Origin of the sequence: Mesorhizobium sp. M1365 (assembly GCF_040317865.1) — a bacterium.
GTDB lineage: Bacteria > Pseudomonadota > Alphaproteobacteria > Rhizobiales > Rhizobiaceae > Mesorhizobium.
The window spans coordinates 263,905-280,168 of record NZ_JAMYLG010000005.1; the positions used below are offsets into that span (position 1 = coordinate 263,905).

The 16,264-nt window shown below is 64.2% G+C and carries 17 protein-coding genes; 8 read left to right on the forward strand and 9 right to left on the reverse strand.

The features are described 5' to 3' along the window. The first annotated feature begins 251 nt into the window (after positions 1-251). Positions 252-503, forward strand: coding sequence for a hypothetical protein (locus NKH04_RS09105; protein WP_352472681.1), 252 nt, complete (start codon positions 252-254; stop codon positions 501-503). Between the two features lie 4 nt (positions 504-507). On the opposite strand, the gene NKH04_RS09110 is transcribed toward NKH04_RS09105, so the two are convergent. Further along, positions 508-1,143: a DNA-3-methyladenine glycosylase I gene (locus NKH04_RS09110; protein WP_352472682.1), complete on the reverse strand. Its 636-nt coding sequence runs from the start codon at positions 1,141-1,143 to the stop codon at positions 508-510. Positions 1,144-1,365: 222 nt separating this feature from the next. On the opposite strand from NKH04_RS09110, the gene NKH04_RS09115 reads away from it, so the two are divergent. Together NKH04_RS09115 and NKH04_RS09120 are read left to right on the forward strand one after the other, a co-directional pair. Beyond that, positions 1,366-2,100, forward strand: coding sequence for a L,D-transpeptidase (locus tag NKH04_RS09115; RefSeq protein WP_352472683.1), 735 nt, complete (start codon positions 1,366-1,368; stop codon positions 2,098-2,100). Positions 2,101-2,361: 261 nt separating this feature from the next. Beyond that, positions 2,362-3,282 carry a bifunctional 5,10-methylenetetrahydrofolate dehydrogenase/5,10-methenyltetrahydrofolate cyclohydrolase gene (locus NKH04_RS09120; RefSeq protein ID WP_352618472.1) on the forward strand — a complete coding sequence of 307 codons (921 nt, stop codon included), beginning with the start codon at positions 2,362-2,364 and terminating at the stop codon, positions 3,280-3,282. Between the two features lie 9 nt (positions 3,283-3,291). Here the strand turns inward: NKH04_RS09120 and NKH04_RS09125 are convergent, their stop codons facing one another. The 6 genes from NKH04_RS09125 to NKH04_RS09150 all read right to left on the reverse strand — a co-directional run bounded on the left by NKH04_RS09125 (position 3,292) and on the right by NKH04_RS09150 (position 10,529). Then, positions 3,292-4,359 carry a hypothetical protein gene (locus NKH04_RS09125; RefSeq protein ID WP_352618475.1) on the reverse strand — a complete coding sequence of 356 codons (1,068 nt, stop codon included), beginning with the start codon at positions 4,357-4,359 and terminating at the stop codon, positions 3,292-3,294. Next, positions 4,331-5,632, reverse strand: coding sequence for a glycolate oxidase subunit GlcF (glcF, locus tag NKH04_RS09130; RefSeq protein WP_352472686.1), 1,302 nt, complete (start codon positions 5,630-5,632; stop codon positions 4,331-4,333). Before glcF ends, NKH04_RS09125 begins: the two co-directional genes overlap by 29 nt. Positions 5,633-5,700: 68 nt before the next feature. Further along, a complete protein-coding gene (locus NKH04_RS09135; protein WP_352472687.1) occupies positions 5,701-6,084 on the reverse strand; it encodes a DUF4870 family protein in 384 nt (127 codons plus the stop codon). Further along, positions 6,081-7,337, reverse strand: a complete 1,257-nt coding sequence (locus tag NKH04_RS09140) for an FAD-binding protein (RefSeq protein ID WP_352472688.1) — start codon at positions 7,335-7,337, stop codon at positions 6,081-6,083. The genes NKH04_RS09135 and NKH04_RS09140 overlap by 4 nt, the downstream gene beginning before the upstream one ends. A gap of 224 nt (positions 7,338-7,561) precedes the next feature. Beyond that, on the reverse strand, positions 7,562-9,058 hold the full coding sequence (locus tag NKH04_RS09145; RefSeq protein ID WP_352472689.1) for an FAD-linked oxidase C-terminal domain-containing protein: 1,497 nt from the start codon (positions 9,056-9,058) through the stop codon (positions 7,562-7,564). A gap of 136 nt (positions 9,059-9,194) precedes the next feature. Further along, positions 9,195-10,529: a DUF3422 family protein gene (locus NKH04_RS09150; RefSeq protein ID WP_352472690.1), complete on the reverse strand. Its 1,335-nt coding sequence runs from the start codon at positions 10,527-10,529 to the stop codon at positions 9,195-9,197. A 212-nt stretch (positions 10,530-10,741) separates the two neighbouring features. Between NKH04_RS09150 and NKH04_RS09155 the strand changes: the two genes are divergently transcribed. The 3 genes from NKH04_RS09155 to NKH04_RS09165 are packed head-to-tail and all read left to right on the forward strand — an operon-like array spanning position 10,742 to position 13,547. Then, positions 10,742-11,545 carry a FadR/GntR family transcriptional regulator gene (locus tag NKH04_RS09155; RefSeq protein ID WP_352541779.1) on the forward strand — a complete coding sequence of 268 codons (804 nt, stop codon included), beginning with the start codon at positions 10,742-10,744 and terminating at the stop codon, positions 11,543-11,545. Between the two features lie 56 nt (positions 11,546-11,601). Further along, a complete protein-coding gene (locus NKH04_RS09160; RefSeq protein ID WP_352773966.1) occupies positions 11,602-12,738 on the forward strand; it encodes an alpha-hydroxy acid oxidase in 1,137 nt (378 codons plus the stop codon). Positions 12,739-12,776: 38 nt separating this feature from the next. Beyond that, complete coding sequence (locus NKH04_RS09165; RefSeq protein WP_353044254.1) at positions 12,777-13,547, forward strand: metallophosphoesterase; 771 nt, start codon at positions 12,777-12,779, stop codon at positions 13,545-13,547. A 28-nt stretch (positions 13,548-13,575) separates the two neighbouring features. Here NKH04_RS09165 and NKH04_RS09170 read toward each other — a convergent pair whose 3' ends face one another. Both NKH04_RS09170 and NKH04_RS09175 read right to left on the reverse strand, forming a co-directional pair. Next, complete coding sequence (locus NKH04_RS09170; protein ID WP_292664785.1) at positions 13,576-13,716, reverse strand: hypothetical protein; 141 nt, start codon at positions 13,714-13,716, stop codon at positions 13,576-13,578. A 287-nt stretch (positions 13,717-14,003) separates the two neighbouring features. Then, the gene (locus tag NKH04_RS09175; RefSeq protein WP_352472693.1) at positions 14,004-14,702 is read right to left on the reverse strand and encodes a type 1 glutamine amidotransferase; all 699 of its coding nucleotides are present in this window, start codon (positions 14,700-14,702) and stop codon (positions 14,004-14,006) included. A gap of 74 nt (positions 14,703-14,776) precedes the next feature. On the opposite strand from NKH04_RS09175, the gene NKH04_RS09180 reads away from it, so the two are divergent. Both NKH04_RS09180 and NKH04_RS09185 read left to right on the forward strand, forming a co-directional pair. Continuing rightward, positions 14,777-15,424, forward strand: coding sequence for a hypothetical protein (locus NKH04_RS09180; protein WP_352616707.1), 648 nt, complete (start codon positions 14,777-14,779; stop codon positions 15,422-15,424). A 32-nt stretch (positions 15,425-15,456) separates the two neighbouring features. After that, positions 15,457-16,191, forward strand: a complete 735-nt coding sequence (locus tag NKH04_RS09185) for a 16S rRNA (uracil(1498)-N(3))-methyltransferase (RefSeq protein ID WP_352472734.1) — start codon at positions 15,457-15,459, stop codon at positions 16,189-16,191. Positions 16,192-16,264: the final 73 nt, after the last annotated feature.

A 16,264-nucleotide genomic window follows, 5' to 3' on the forward strand; every position in this document is an offset into this window, starting at 1 on the left:
AAGGGGAGTTGTCGCAGCCTCGGCGCTACTTGTGCAACGCTGTGATTGGCGAAACCACCGGCGGAGGCGTCCTTTCTCCCCGTCACTATACGGGGAGAAATGCCCGGCAGGGCAATGAGGGGCAGCGCAAAGCCATCAGGCAGGGCGATCGAAACAAACCGCGTCACAAATGAAACAATTGTGCCATGCGCGCGGCATCGTGCCGACACAATCCGGGCCGATAAGCGCGCCGAAACAAGGGGTTCGGGGCCATGGCCACGCTACAGAAGTTCGACATCATCGATAGCCGGGCACGCGACGCCTCGGTCCGGCTGCGGCCGGCCGATGGTTATGCCCCGAATACGAAGCAAATCGCCGGACCGTTCGAGGTCGCGGCGCAACAGCGCAGTGGACCGACCATGCGCGACGTGCTGATGACCGGACTGCTGGTGATCTATCCGGTGTTCGCCGCGCTGGCGGCCATCCTTGCCGGGTTTTTCCTGGCCGGCGCCGGCGGCGCCTGAGCCGCTATTTCGGCCGCTTGAACGCTTTCCGTTCCGCCTCGACCGGCTCGCGGCAGACGCAGCCCTCGAGATGGTCGTTGACCAGCCCCATCGCCTGCATGAAGGCGTAGACGGTGGTCGGGCCGACAAAGCTCCAGCCGCGCTTCTTCAGCTCTTTCGAAATGCGGACCGAGACGGCCGTCGTCGGATTGGCGCGCAAATGCGCGAGGTCGACGATCTCGGGCCGCTCGTGCGGGCCGGGCTCGAACTTCCAGAACCAGGCGGCCAGCGAGCCGGCCTCGTCGATGAGTTCGCGGGCGCGCTTGGCGTTGTTGATGGTCGAGACGATCTTGCCGCGATGGCGGATGATGCCGGCATTGCCGAGCAGGCGATCGACATCGGCGTCGGTGAAGGCGGCGATCTTGTCGACATCGAAGCCGGCAAACGCCTCGCGGAAATTGTCGCGCTTGCGCAATATGGTCAGCCAGGACAGGCCCGACTGAAAACCTTCGAGGCAGATCTTCTCGAACAGGCGGCGGTCGTCGGCGACCGGCCGGCCCCATTCGTGGTCGTGGTAGTGCAGATAATCCGGCAGGTTGCCGTGCCAGAAGCAGCGGGCGATGCCGTCGGGACCGGCAAGCAGACCTGTCTTTTCATCCATGGCGGAATTCCGTTCGTGTCTTGGCGTTAACGCGTTTTGACGCGGCCTTTACCGCGGCTTTACCAGATTCCTGAACCGGGCGGTAACCACACCAAAAGCTTTACTGACAGATCGGCATTTTACACATTCCGATTCATGTTTCGGTTGCCGCTTCGCGCCCAATGTCGGCGAAATCGGGGAGGCTTTGCACCCCGGCATGTTCGACGATCAAGGTGCGTTGCGATGAAGACATTCTTGTTCCCACTGTTCGGCGCCGCGGCCGTACTTGCTGCCGGCGCCGCCAATGCCAACGACCGCTATGCGGAGAGGCCGCCGGTGGTGGTCAGCCCGGATCTTTCGGCACCCTGGGTGCTGCAGCTCGGCCATGCCCCGGGCATCGTGCGGCAGAGCCGGCAAGAGGCGCAGCCGCAACGGCGCTACCGGCGGCTGGCCGAACCCGATCAGCTGCGCACCGCAGCGGTGCAGGCGCCGGCCAAGCGCATGGTGATGCGGCCGCAGATCGACCCGATCTATCTGCCGCAGGAAGTCGCCTATGACGGCCCGCAGAAGCCGGGCACGATCGTCATCGATACGCGAGAGAATTTCCTCTATCTGGTCGGGAAGAACGGTAAGGCGCGGCGTTATGGCGTCGGCACCGGCAAGCCGGGCTTCGAATGGTCCGGCACCCACAAGATCACCAACAAGCGCGTCTGGCCGGATTGGCGGCCGCCGGCGGTGATGATCGCCCGCGAAGCCGCCAAGGGCCGTTATCTGCCGACCTATCTCGCCGGCGGCATGGAAAACCCGCTCGGCGCACGCGCGCTCTATCTCGGCTCGACTGAGTACCGTATCCACGGCACCAATCAGCCCTGGACGATCGGCGGCGCGGTGTCGTCGGGCTGCATCCGCATGCGCAACGAGGACGTGGTCGACCTTTACGAGCGGGTCAATGTTGGCACGACGGTTGTAGTCATGTAATCTGCGGTTGACCTCATCGATGATTCTGCTCAGAAGCCTCGGGAGCATTGAATAACGGGGGACGGGCCGTGTGGGGATGCGGCCAGTCACGAAAGGGCAGCGCGGCAAGCCGTGCTGCCCTTTTTGTTTCCGCCAGCAGGAATTGACGGGAAGATTTTGCCGGCACGTCGCGCGACCGGCATGGCGGTTCGCTTTTCGCGCTGCCTTTTCGCGGTTGCTTTGCTATGTGGCGGCTAAAATCCAGATAAAGGCCCCATCCCGATGTCCCTTTCCGACGACAGCCGCTATCTCAGAGGCGGCCCGGTTGCTCAACGCATCATCGCCGGCGTGCGCGAGGACGCGGCGATCGCCACCGCCGAAGGCTTTCCGCCCAAGCTGGTGTCGGTCACCGTCGGCGATACCGCCGCGGTCGATGTCTATGTCCGCAACCAGCGCGCCAAGGCCGGGTTGGCCGGCATCGGCTTCGAGGAAAGGCGCTTTCGCGCCGACATCACCGCCGGCGAGCTGGAAGCGGCAATCCACGGGCTTAACGCCGACCCGCGCGTCACCGGCATCATCATCCAGCGGCCGGTGCCGGTGCACATTCCGATCAAGACGCTGCAGGCGGCGGTGCATCCGCTCAAGGATGTCGAGGGCATGCATCCGGCCTCGATCGGCAACATCGTCTACAACCAGCTCGACCTGGCGCCCTGCACCGCCGCCGCTTCGGTCGAACTGCTCAGGGAAACCGGCCTCGACCTCAAGGGGCTCGAGGTGGTGGTCGTCGGCCATTCCGAGATCGTCGGCAAGCCGATCGCGTTCCTCTTGATGAGCGAAGGCGCGACGGTGACCGTCTGTCACCACATGACGCGTTCGGTGGCGGCACACGCACGCCGCGCCGACGCACTGTTCGTCGCGGTCGGCAAACCGCGGCTGATCAAGGCCGACATGGTCAAGCCGGGCGCCGCCGTCATCGATATCGGCATCAATTCGGAAATCGGGCCGGACGGCGAGAGCCGCATCGTCGGCGACGTCGATGCCGAGAGCGTCAGGCATGTCGCGTCGTGGATCACGCCGGTGCCGGGCGGCGTCGGCCCGATCACGGTGGCGATCCTGCTGCGCAACACGATGGTGGCCCTCAGCCGGCAGCGTGCCCGCTATCAGGCAACCTACGGCACGGCAGACCGGCTGGCGGCGGAGTAGGCGCCTTCGTCACGTGTATTGCGGCACATGGCAGGTGATCCGGGACTCGTCATCCCAGAAGACGTAGAGCACGCCGCCGCTGCCCCAGAAGAAACCGGCGAGTGAATCGAACTGAAGAAGAAATTTCATTTCCCGGTCCGTTCCGGGAACGACTGGAAACTGCGGTCCCTGAATCCATGACGGCAGCCCACCAAGCCGAAACAGGTTTTGCCTTGAATTGCTTATCCCGTACGACTGCCTGAGCCACCGTTCAGGGGTCGGTGCCAACCGAACAGTTCTTTTCTCGGCGGCCTTTGCAAGCCTCTCAATGTAGGGCGAATGCAGAGGCGCGATCGGCGTCGGCACACCGGCAGCGTCGTGGGAATAATAGGTCGGTTCGAGAGAATTCGCACAGGTCTCGATACGGAGTCTGGGAAGAGGCATCGTCAGCTCATTCCCAAGATCGTCCAGCGTAATCAGATGTATCAGTCGCTCTCGACAGGTCGGGCACACTGCCGATCCTTCGCCGCCGACCGTAAGTGGCCTGCCAGTCGCCGGCAGATGCCAGGTAGGATGATTGCGATGCGTCGGAAAAGACATGTCGCTCGGAGCGCCTTCCTCAAAGCTGAAATGATGACATGCCGGGGACGAACGAGGATCATCATGCGTCAGCCAGTCTGCGAAATCGGGAATGTCGCCCAAGGTACTGTCTGGAAACAATTCCGGCGCCTGCAAGGCGACGTGAGCCAGCAGATCCTCCACGTCTATTCCGCGTTTCACTTCCTCTTGCAGGAAAAATGCCAGACGAGCCAAATGCGCGTCGTCGAGAAACGAAACGGCGTCGATAATCAGATTGTCTTGCTGGACGTCGGCTTGTACCGCTGCCCTTATGAGCGCAAACAGGAATTCGGACCCATCCTTGAGATGACGAGCGATGATTGTCTGGCATTCGCCATAGCTGGCCTGGAACGTCGCCGGCGATCTGTCCGACAGCAGCCGAACGACGGTTCCAATCTCTTCTGACTTTGGGTTGGGCATCTCGGCAGTCTCATCGGCGGGTGCGCAGCAATCAAACCAATTTTGGCGGCTCGCCGCCATAGGCCCAGTCCAGCAGCTTTATCGTATGCACCACCGGCAGCTTGGCGGCGGAAGCGATCTGGGTGATGCAGCCGATATTGCCGGTGGCGACGATTTCAGCACCGGTCGCCTCGATATTCCTGAGCTTGCGGTCGCGCAACGTCGCCGAAATCTCGGGCTGCAGGATGTTGTAGGTGCCGGCCGAACCGCAGCAAAGATGCCCTTCGCGCGGCTCGCGCACGACGAAGCCGGCACGGACCAGAAGCTCCTTCGGCTGGCGGGTGATCTTCTGGCCGTGCTGCATCGAGCAGGCTGAGTGATAGGCGACGATGGTGCCCGGCTTGCGGACCGGCTCGGGCAGGTCGAGGCTTGCCAGATATTCGGTGATGTCCCTGGCCAGCGCCGAGACCCGCGCAGCCTTGTCGGCATAGGCCGGATCGAGGCGCAGCATGAAGCCGTAATCCTTGATGGTGGTGCCGCACCCGGATGCGGTGATGACGATGGCGTCGAGTCCGCCCTGCTCGATGGCGCGCGTCCAGGCGTCGACGTTCCGTCGGGCCGACGCCAAGGCAGCGTCCTCGCGCCCCATATGATGCACCAGCGCGCCGCAGCAGCCCTCGCCCGCGGCCACCACGACCTCAACGCCAAGCCGGGTCAGCAGCGAAATCGTCGTGTCGTTGATGCCGGGATCGAGCACGGATTGCGCGCAGCCGGTGAGGATGGCGACACGGCCATTTTTCTTCGCGCCCTGCCCGGCATGGACGCCCGGCGAGGCCATCGGCGAGACTGCCGGGACCGACGCCGGGGCCAGCTTCAACATCGCGCCCAAAGGCTTCAATGCCTGGATTTTCTCAAACAGGCCGGCGAATGGCTGGCCGAGCTTCGCCAGCTTGAGCGCCGCGCGGAAACGCGAGGGGTAGGGCAGCACGAAGGCCAGCATGGCGCGTGTCAGGCGATCGGCCAGCGGACGCTTGTAGGTTTGCTCGATATGGACGCGGGCGTGGTCGACCAGATGCATGTAGTTGACGCCCGACGGGCAGGTGGTCATGCAGGCGAGGCAGGACAGGCAGCGGTCGATATGGGTGACGATCTGCTTGTCGGCCGGCCGTCCGTTTTCCAGCATGTCCTTGATCAGATAAATCCGGCCGCGCGGCGAATCCAGTTCGTTGCCGAGCGTCACATAGGTCGGGCAGGTGGCGGTGCAGAAGCCGCAATGCACACATTTGCGCAGGATCTTCTCCGATTCCGCGACATGCGGATCGGCGAGCTGGGCAGCTGAGAAATTGGTCTGCACGTAAACGAATCCCTACCGTTTGAGCATGATCTTTTCCCAAAACCGGTACCCAGTTTTGGGGATCATGCTCATAATCCCAGAAACCAGCTTTCCGGGTTCTTGACCGCCTCGCCGCGCTGCAGCGCCTGCAGGCCGAGAATGCAGCGGGCGATGAACCAGACGGCAACGGCAACCATCAGCACGACACCGATGACCACGATCATCAGCAGCGCCGAGATCAGTGCATAGAGCAGGCCGATCCAGAAGGTGCGGATCAGGAATGTGTAGTGGCCTTCGACGAAGCCGCCGGCCTTGCCGCGATTGATATAGGCCAGGACGATGCCGACAATGCCGCTGACGCCGATGGCCAGGCCGGCGAGATAGAGGATGTAGATGACCAGCGCGTTGGTCGGGCCGGGCTCCAGCCAGCGGTCGGTCTGGCGTGACGTACCGTTTTGGCCTGGATCGCTCATTGTGCTCCTCCCTCGGTTGCCGGCGCGAGAGTAGCAGAGCTTGCGCCCGGCGCCATACGGCCGGGATTGAGGATATTCTTCGGGTCGAATTCGGCCTTCAGCCGCGCCGACAGTGCTGCCAGTTGCGGCGCTTGCGGTTCGAACACCGGTACGGCGGCGCGGTGCGAAGGGGTTGCGCGCACCAGCGTCGCATGGCCGCCGCCGTGTTTTCTGATCAGGCTGCGCAACAGGCCTGCCTCGGGATCGTCCTGCTGCATGCGCAGCCAGATCAGCCCGCCCTGCCAATCATAGAAGGCATCGACCGGGGCCTGCATGCGCAGCGCCAGCACCATCTGGTGGCCCCGCGACGGCGCCATCGAGACGCGCCACACCGGCCTTTCGCTGCCATCGGCGAACGGCGCGCAGTCGCGGACATTGCGCCAGACCGAGTACGAGACCGAACCGGAAATCTCCTGCAGCGGCCCAGCGTTTTTCAGCAGGTCTTTCAGCGCGGCAATGCGGTAAGCGACCGACGGGCCGAAGCCCTCGATGCGCAGCAGCGTCGCGGCATCGCTGCCGAGACTGCCGCCGGCGACCCTGGCTGCGACCCGTTCGGGAAGATGGGCAGCGCTCGACACTTCGGCGCTGGAACCCAGCGCCAGCGCCATGGCGGCGGCGGCGTGATCGTCGAGCAGGCCGCGGATGGCAAGCGTGACTTCGGTCTCGGCAGCAGGCAGCACCTTGAAGGTGACGTCGGTGAGCACCGCCAGCGTGCCCCAGCTGTTGGCCATCAGCTTGGACAGATCATAGCCGGTGACGTTCTTGACGACGCGGCCGCCGGACTTGAAGGCCTCGCCGCGCCCGGAAACGGCCGCTATGCCAAGGATATGGTCGCGCGCAGCACCCACCTTCAGCCGGCGCGGGCCGGAAAGGTTCGCGGCGAGTGCGCCGCCGATCGTGCCTCGCGCTGGCTCACCGCCGAGCAGCGGGCCGTAATCCATCGGTTCGAAGGCAAGTTGCTGGCCGTTTTCGGCAAGCAGGCTTTCGATTTCGGCCAGCGGCGTGCCGGCTTTTGCCGACAGCACCAGTTCGGCCGGCTCGTAAAGCATGACGCCGGAGAGTTTGGAAAGGTCGAGCGTATGCTCGCTCTGCTGCGGCCGGCCGATACCGCGCTTGGAGCCGTGGCCGAGGATTTCGAGCGGCGAGTCTTCGGCGGCTGCCCAAGCGACGGTGGATAGGGTTTCCGCGGCTGTTGACGGGGTGAAGGTGGTCATGGGACGGACGCGGCATTTGCAAATGCGGGAACGTCGTGTTCCTTCGCGCCCCCCTCTGTCTTGCCGGACATCTCCCCCTCAAGGGGGGAGATCGGATGCTGCGTCGGGCTTCGCCAATCTCCAGTGTTAACGGGAGGGCGAGGCGCCGAAGCTGCCAATCTCCCCCCTTGAGGGGGAGAAGTCCGGCAGGACAGAGGGGGGTGTTCAAGCGCTAACATACGCGCTCAAAACCTCGGAATGTCCGGAAACGCCACTTTCCCGCGATGCACGTGCATCCGCCCGAGCTCGGCGCATCGCCTCAATTGCGGGAAGACCTTGCCGGGATTCAAAAGATGGTTGGGGTCGAAGGCGCATTTGACGCGCATCTGCTGGTCGAGGTCGATCTGGTTGAACATTTCCGGCATCAGGTCGCGCTTCTCGATGCCGACCCCGTGCTCTCCGGTCAGCACGCCACCGACCTTGACGCAGAGCCGCAATATGTCAGCGCCGAAACTCTCCGCCTTGTCGAGTTCGCCCGGCACGTTGGCGTCATAGAGGATGAGCGGGTGCAGATTGCCGTCGCCGGCGTGGAAGACATTGGCGACGCCGAGCCCGTATTTCTGCGACAGTTCGCGCATGCCGGCGAGCACGCGCGGCAGTTCCTTGCGCGGGATGGTGCCGTCCATGCAGTAGTAGTCGGGCGAGATGCGGCCGACCGCCGGGAACGCCGCCTTGCGGCCGGCCCAGAAGCTCAGCCGCTCCTGTTCCGACTGCGACGTGCGGCATGTGGTCGAGCCGTTCCTAAAAGCAATGGCTTCGACCAGGCCGATCAGATGGTCGACCTCGACACCCGGCCCGTCCAGCTCGACGATCAGCAGCGCCTCGACATCGAGCGGATAGCCGGCCTGGACGAAATCCTCGGCGGCGTGGATGGCCGGACGGTCCATCATCTCCATGCCGCCCGGAATGATGCCGGCGCCGATGATGTCGGCAACGCATTGGCCGGCCTGCTCGCTGGTCGGGAAACCGATCAGCAGGGCACGCGCCGTCTCCGGCTTCTTCAGGATGCGTACGGTGACCTCGGTTACGACGCCGAGCAGTCCTTCGGAGCCGGTCATGACGCCGAGCAGGTCGTAGCCTTCCGCGTCGAGATGGCTGCCGCCGAGGCGCACCACCTCGCCATTCATTAGCACCATCTCGATGCCGAGCACATTGTTGGCGGTGAGACCGTATTTCAGGCAGTGCACGCCGCCGGAATTTTCCGCGACATTGCCGCCGATCGAGCAGGCGATCTGGGAGGATGGATCGGGGGCGTAATAGAAGCCCTCCTGCTCGACGGCGGTGGTGATGCCGAGATTGGTGACGCCGGGCTGGGCGACGACGACGCGGTTCTGAAAATCGATCTCGAGGATGCGGTTGAAGCGGCTCATCACCAGCAGCACCGCGTCTTCGAGCGGCAGCGCACCGCCGGAGAGCGAGGTGCCGGAGCCGCGCGGCACGACGCGGATGTTGCGGTCGCTGCAATATTTCAGCACCCGCGAGACCTGGGCCACGGTTTGCGGCAGTACAACGACGAGCGGCAATTGCCGGTATGCGGTGAGCCCGTCGCTCTCGAAGGCGCGCATGGCATTGGCGGCGTCGACGACGCCCTCGCCCGGCACCATGATGCGCATATCGGCGACGATCTCGTCGCGCCGGCGCATCGTGGCGTCGTCTGGTTTCGGCATGGCAAGGCCGGACATCGACAGCCTCCTTCGATCGACTGGTAAAAATCTTTTACCAGCGACGGTGGTCGCTTGCAAATGCCGCTTTGGCCGGGATGAGAGGCCTATGGCCGAGACAGCCTTCCGCAGCGGCAATCTGCCGCTGCGCCCCACACTACTCGCCCGGCTGCTTGCCTGGTTCGGAGTGCATGCGGCGGACGCGGCGCACGCCCCACCAGACGAGCACGACCGCGAGCGGCACCGAGGCGGCGGTGACCATTTCCGGCGCGAAGGCATGGCCGAAGATCGAGGCGCCCTTGGCGACGTAGCCGATGAGGCCGACGACATAGTAGGAAACCGCGGCGACCGAGAGCCCCTCCACCGTCTGCTGCAGCCGCAATTGCAGGCGGGCGCGATTGTTCATCGATGCCAAAAGATCGCGGTTCTGCTTCTCGACCTCGACGTCGACCCAGGTGCGCAGCAGTGTGGTGGCACGGGTGAGCTTCGTCGACAGGTTGGCCTGACGCTCCTCGACCGAACGGCAGGTACGCATCGCCGGCGCCACGCGGCGCTGCAGAAAACCGCCCCAGGTGTCGTAGCCGGGCACCGCTTCTTCGTCGAGCGCCTCCAGCCGTTCGCGCACGATGCCGTCATAGGCGCGGCTGGCGCCGAAGCGGTAGAGGCTGGAGGCGGCATCGGCCTCCAGCTCGGCGGCCAGTTCGGTCAAGTCGGCAAGCAGCGTCTGGCTGTCGCGGGTCTCGGCGACCTTCATTTCCAACGTGGTCTGGGCCAGCCTGTCTTCGATGCGGCGGGCGCGACCGGACAGCGTCAGGGCCAGCGGCAGCCCAAGCATGGCCAGCGTGCGGTAGGTCTCGATGTCGATCAGCCGCTGCGACAGTGCCCCGGTGCGCGCCGGGGTCAGGCCGCGGTCGAGCACCAGCATGCGGGTCAAGCCGTCGCCATCCTGACGGAAATCGGTGACGATGGCCGCGTTGCCGCGCTCGACCAGCGAATAGCACAGGCTGGTCGGGTCGAAGCCGGCGATCAGTTTTTCGTTCGCCGGCGTCCATTTGCGGATCTCCAGCCTGATGCCGGAAATCACCGTGCCCGGCGGCGAAAACCCGTTGCCGAAGGGTGTGTCTTCTTGCCCCCTGCCGTTTTCGGCGAGCGGGCCTTCCCAGAGATAGGTCGAGAATTCCGTGTGGCGTTCCCAGCGCAGCGAGCCCTTGCCCCATTTCATCGCGTGGTGGCGGGCGTGAGGGTCGGGCGCGGCGATGCCGAGGCGTCGCGACAATTCGGAAAGCACGGCCTGATCGATCCCGGATCCAGCTTCGGTCATGAAGGAAAGCTGCACCAGCACGCGCGGCTTTTCGACCAGCGGCTGCGGCCGGGCGTGGACCTCGCCGAGCGCGCCCGGCCGACCTTCATGCGCCGGAAAGCCCATGACGGTGCCGCCCACGGCTTTGGCGCGCAGCTGGAATTCGAGGTTGGAAGGGTCGGCGTCTGGCACGGCTGGTCCCCCGGGCTTCTGTGAGCCCTTTGGCAATGATGTCCCTCTAGAGGCAATCGTCAGGGGACGCAAACGCCCAATTTAGCTGAAGATGATATGGCGCCGCGGCTGTGAAACGGACCCGGCCCCCGGCGAATTGGATAAATAATTTGACCAGTTGGCGACGCCGGCTTTATCTTGCGCGACATCGGTTCAACCCCCAGGCATCCCGTTTGAGCGACATTTTCTCCCGGATCGAGCATTCGCGCACCGCCGACGAGGTGGTGCAGCAGATCGAGAGCCTGATCCTCGAAGGCGTCCTGCGCACCGGCGACCGGCTGCCGGGCGAGCGCGAACTGGCGCGCCAGTTCGAGGTGTCGCGGCCGATCCTGCGCGATGCCTTGAAAGCCTTGGAAGGGCGCGGGCTGTTGACGACACGGCCAGGCGGCGGCACCCATGTCGCCGATGTCATCGGCCAGCTGTTCACCAAGCCGGTGACCGACCTGATCTCGATGCATCGCAAGGCGGTGACCGACTATCTGGAGTACCGCCGGGAGATCGAGGCGGTGGCGGCCGAATATGCGGCGCGGCGTGCCACATCGGACGATCTGGCGCTGCTCGACCGCATCATGGCACGTATGGACGAGGCGCACCGGACCGGCAATTTCGACGACGAGGCGGAAATCGACGTCGAGTTCCATCACGCGATTTGCGAATGCGCGCACAACATCATCCTGCTGCACACGCTGCGCTCCTGTTATCGGCTGCTGTCGGAAGGCGTGTTCCAGAACCGGCGGCTGGTGTTCAACGTGCCGGGCGCGCGCGAGGCGCTGCTTTCGCAGCACCGGGCGATCTACACCGCGGTCAAGGGCGGCGATCCGGCTGCGGCGCGGCAGGCGGCGATGGACCACATCTCCTACGTCGAACGATCGATGGCCGAGGCCGAGCGCAGCGGCGACTGGCAGCGCGTGTCGCGGCTGAGGCTCAGGCAGCGCTCCGAGCCCGGTGGCGGCGAGCCGGCAAGAAAACAGCCGTAGGCACCGCCCAGAAAATTCAACGACGAACCAGCGAAGAACCAGCGGAAAAAAGATCCATGAGCAGCATTCTCACCATCGCCGACCTCAAGGACCTGGCGCGCCGCCGCGTGCCGAAGATGTTCTTCGACTATGCCGATTCCGGCGCCTGGACCGAAAGCACCTACCGCGCCAACGAAGAGGATTTCCAGAAGATCAAGTTCCGCCAGCGCGTGCTTGTCGACATGGACAACCGCTCGCTGGAATCGACCATGATCGGCGAGAAGGTGACGATGCCCGTGGCGCTGGCGCCGACCGGCATGACCGGCATGCAGCATCCGGACGGCGAGATGCTGGCGGCCCAGGCGGCGGAAGAATTCGGTGTGCCGTTCACGCTGTCGACAATGAGCATCTGCTCGATCGAGGATGTCGCGTCGGTGACCAGGAAGCCGTTCTGGTTCCAGCTCTATGTGCTACGCGACAAGGACTTCGTCTTCGATTTGATCGATCGCGCAAAAGCGGCGAAATGTTCGGCGCTGGTGCTGACGCTCGACCTGCAGATCCTCGGTCAGCGCCACAAGGATATCCGCAACGGGCTTTCGGCACCGCCGCGGATGACGCCGAAGCACATCTGGCAGATGGCGACCAGGCCACGCTGGTGCGTCGGCATGGCCGGGACCAAGCGCCGGAGCTTCCGCAACATCGTCGGCCATGCCAAGGGCGTCGGCGACCTCGCCTCGCTGTCGTCGTGGACGAAGGAGCAGTTCGATCCACATCTGTCGTGGAAGGACGTCGCCTGGATCAAGGAGCGCTGGGGCGGCAAGCTGATCCTGAAAGGCATACTCGACAGGGAAGATGCGCTGATGGCGGCCAGAACGGGCGCCGACGCGATCATCGTTTCCAACCATGGCGGCCGCCAGCTCGACGGCGCCTCGTCGTCGATCATGGCGCTGGAAGAGATCGCCGACGCCGTCGGCGACACGATCGAGGTGCATATGGACGGCGGCATCCGCTCCGGCCAAGACGTGCTCAAGGCACTGTGCCTCGGCGCCAAGGGCACCTATATCGGCCGGCCTTTCCTGTACGGCCTCGGCGCACTCGGCAAGGAAGGCGTTACCAAGGCGCTGGAAATCATCCGCAAGGAGATGGACATAACGCTGGCTCTGTGCGGAAAGCGTCTGGTCACCGACATGGGCAAGGATCAGCTTCGGCGCTAAAGTCCCGTGACGGCATGATGATGGAGGCGACGCAGGCATTGACGGAGCCCGGCATCAGTTTCTACGAGGCGCGCGGACCGCAAGGCATGCGCCTCTATGCGATCGGCGATGTGCACGGCCGGCTCGATTTGCTGACCGCCATGCACCGGCGGATCGAGGCGGAGCTCGGTCAAAGGCTGTCGGCCGATTGGCGCGTGATCCATCTCGGCGACTATGTCGATCGCGGCCCGGACTCCAGGGGCGTCATCGATTTCCTGATCGACGCGCAAAGACGCGATCCGCGTCACCTGATGCTCGCCGGAAATCATGATCTCGGCTTTCTCGATTTTCTCGATGTCCCCGATCCGGACGGGCTGTTCATGCGCTATGGCGGCATCCAGACTGCGCTATCGTATGGTGTCTCGCTCGGTGGGAGCAGCGCCTGGTTTGGCCGCGCCGATGCGGCAGTGCGGCAAGGGCACGCCGCACTGGTCGAGGCGGTGCCGCAGAACCATGTCGAGTTCCTGCGCTCGCTGCCCTTCTCAGTGACGTTCGGCGACTTCTTCTTCTGCCATGCCGGCATCCGGCCCGGCGTTGCGCTGGAAAGCCAGAGCCGGCAGGACCTGATCTGGATCCGCGAGGTCTTCCACGATCACACCGGCCTTCATCCGAAGATCGTGGTGCACGGTCATACGCCGGTGCCCAAGGCCGAAATCACCGGCAACCGCGTCAATGTCGACACCCTCGCCTGGCAGTCGGGACACCTCACCGCGCTCGTGGTGGACGGCGCGGACAAGCATGTCCTGACAGTGACGGGTGAGCGGGCGTAGGAAACGCGTCGGATTATGAGCAGAGAGGCTAGCGAAGCGCGGCGGTGACGCCGTAGCCGTCAACGGCATTGTGGTCGTTGGCCGCGTCGGCGGAATAAATGCCGAGGCCGCACAAGACGATAGCCGACAACATGACAAAGGACAAAAAGGCTGCTTTCACGGACGTCATCTCTTGTTGAGCTTCCTGCATCTATGCACGAGCGGGTTACCAATGCGTTGAAACGCAAAATACGTCGCAAATGTCGGACGGTTTCGCGCTTCTAGGCATGTTCTGTATCGGCGGTGTGTCGCGCGGGTCACAGGAAAGGTTCATCGCGGTTGCACGCAAGATGCAGAGCGCGCGCCTTTTAGGCTGGCGGACAGACACAGGCCAAGGATGAAACGCGTTATCCCCGGCGGATTTGCCGCCGCGTGCCAAATATGCAACGTCGCCAAATACGTTGACTATATGGGCCGTCAGATCGTCGCCACCCAGGCGCGGGCGATGGCCAGGCCGGCGGCATCGGCTTGCGGTCCGTTGCGGGCCATTTCGTCGTCGAGCCGGACGGCCCAATCCGGATGGCGTTCGGCGATCAGCGGTGCGAAGGACGTGCTCCAGTCGCGAACCATCGGCCGGTCGGCCTCGAAATGAAACTGGAAGCCGTAGACGGCGCGGCCGATGCGGAACGCCTGGTTCTCGGCGACGGCGTTGCCGGCCAGCCGCACGGCAGTCTCGGGCAAGACAAAGGTGTCGTCGTGCCATTCGAAGATCGGGAATTTTTCAGGCAAGGCAGCGAGCACCGGATCGGCCTGCGCCGCCGCGGTGAGCGCGACTTCGTGCCAGCCGAACTCCGATGCGCCGCCGATCTGGTTCTCGCCGCCAAAGGCGCGCGCGACCAACTGGCTGCCGAGGCAGATACCAAGCACCGCGCGATCCCTCTCGGCAAAGTCGCGCGTCAGGTCGAGCAGGCCCGGAAAATAAGGACAGAGCTCGTCGTCCAGCGCATTCTGCGCGCCGCCGAGCACCACCATGGCGTCATGCCCGCCGCTATCTTGCGGCAGCGCGTCGCCGCGGTAGGGACGGCGCAGGTCGATAGCGGCACCCGCCTCGACAAGCGCCGCGCCGATCTGGCCAAGGCCCTCATTGTCGAAGTTCTGGACAACCAAGACCCGCATCGAAACCTGCTGACATGAAATTGATGCAACGAGCGATATCATGGCGCCAGCATTGCAGCCAACAGGGAACGCCTATGCCACTGCAAAACCGGATCGACCCGTTCGGCACCATCCATGCCGTGCCGGAGCGCGGCCTGTTCATGGGCAATCGCGGCATCATTCACGACCCCGAGACGAGAACGCTGTTGAAGAAGCGCTGGGCGCTGCAAGCCTGGATCATCTGCGTCTGCGAATTCGGCAACGTGCGGCGCGAGCCGATGGGGCGCAACCGGGCTGGCGGCAAGGCCGGCTGGACCGAGCTGTTTTTCCTCGACGAGGTGACGGCGCTTGCCGCCGGCCACCGTCCCTGCTTCTTCTGCCGGCGCGAGCGGGCCAGGGATTTTGTCCGGCGTTTCGGCGACGCCTTCGGCATTGCCGAGCCACGTGCGCCGCAGCTCGACAAGCGCCTGCACAAGGAGCGGCTGGCATCGGGCGGGCGGGCGACGAGACTGGAACCGGAAGCGCTTGCGGACTTGCCGGACGGCACGATGATCTCGTCAGGAAACAGGGCGTACGTCCTGTTTGACGGCGCCGCGCTGCCCTGGAGTTTCGGCGGTTATGGCGAACCGGTGGGGTTCGGCGGTTTTACCGACAGTCCAATCCGCCTGGTCACGCCAGCGACAACTGTTTCGGTGCTGCAGGAAGGCTACGAGCCTGTCTGGCATCCTTCCGCCGAGGCTTGACGCCGAGGGTGACGTTGCCGCATTCCTCGGCGATGCGCGCCAATTACAAGATGCAGCGGCTGTTCGTGCCGGACGGGCTTGGACCGGACATCGAGTTCGACGTCGGCCCGCAGCAGAGCCATTATCTCTCGCACGTGCTGCGGCTCGGCGAAGGCGCCGAAATTCTGGTCTTCAACGGGCGCGACGGCGAATGGTCGGCGGCGATCGCGGCGAAGTCGAAGAAGGCGTTGCGCCTGAAGTTGCTGGCATTGCAGCGGCCGCAGCCGCCGTTGCCCGATCTCGTCTATTGCTTCGCGCCACTGAAGCAAGGGCGGCTCGACTACCTCGTGCAAAAGGCGGTGGAGATGGGCGCCGGCATCCTGCAGCCGGTCATCACCCAGCATACACAAGTGGCAAAACCCGGCATCGAGCGCCTGCGCGCCAATGTCGTCGAGGCGGCCGAGCAATGCGGCATATTGGCGGTGCCGGAGCTGCGCGAAGCGGAAAAATTCGAACGCCTGCTGGCAGGCTGGGACCGGGAGCGGCGGCTGATCTTCTGCGACGAGGATGCATCGACCAACAATCCCCTGCCGGCATTGCAGGTGGTGCGGGAGAGAAAGCTCGGTCTGCTGGTCGGACCGGAGGGCGGCTTTTCCGACGAGGAACGCAAGATGCTGAGAGCGCTGCCTTTCGTTACCGCGATTCCGCTCGGGCCGCGCATCCTGCGAGCGGATACGGCGGCGGTGGCGGCACTGGCGCTGATCCAGGCGACAATCGGCGATTGGTGATCAATTCCAATTACCCGCTGGCTCAGGATTTTTCGCTTGATCGGCTACTGACATTTCGTCCATCTAGCGCCGG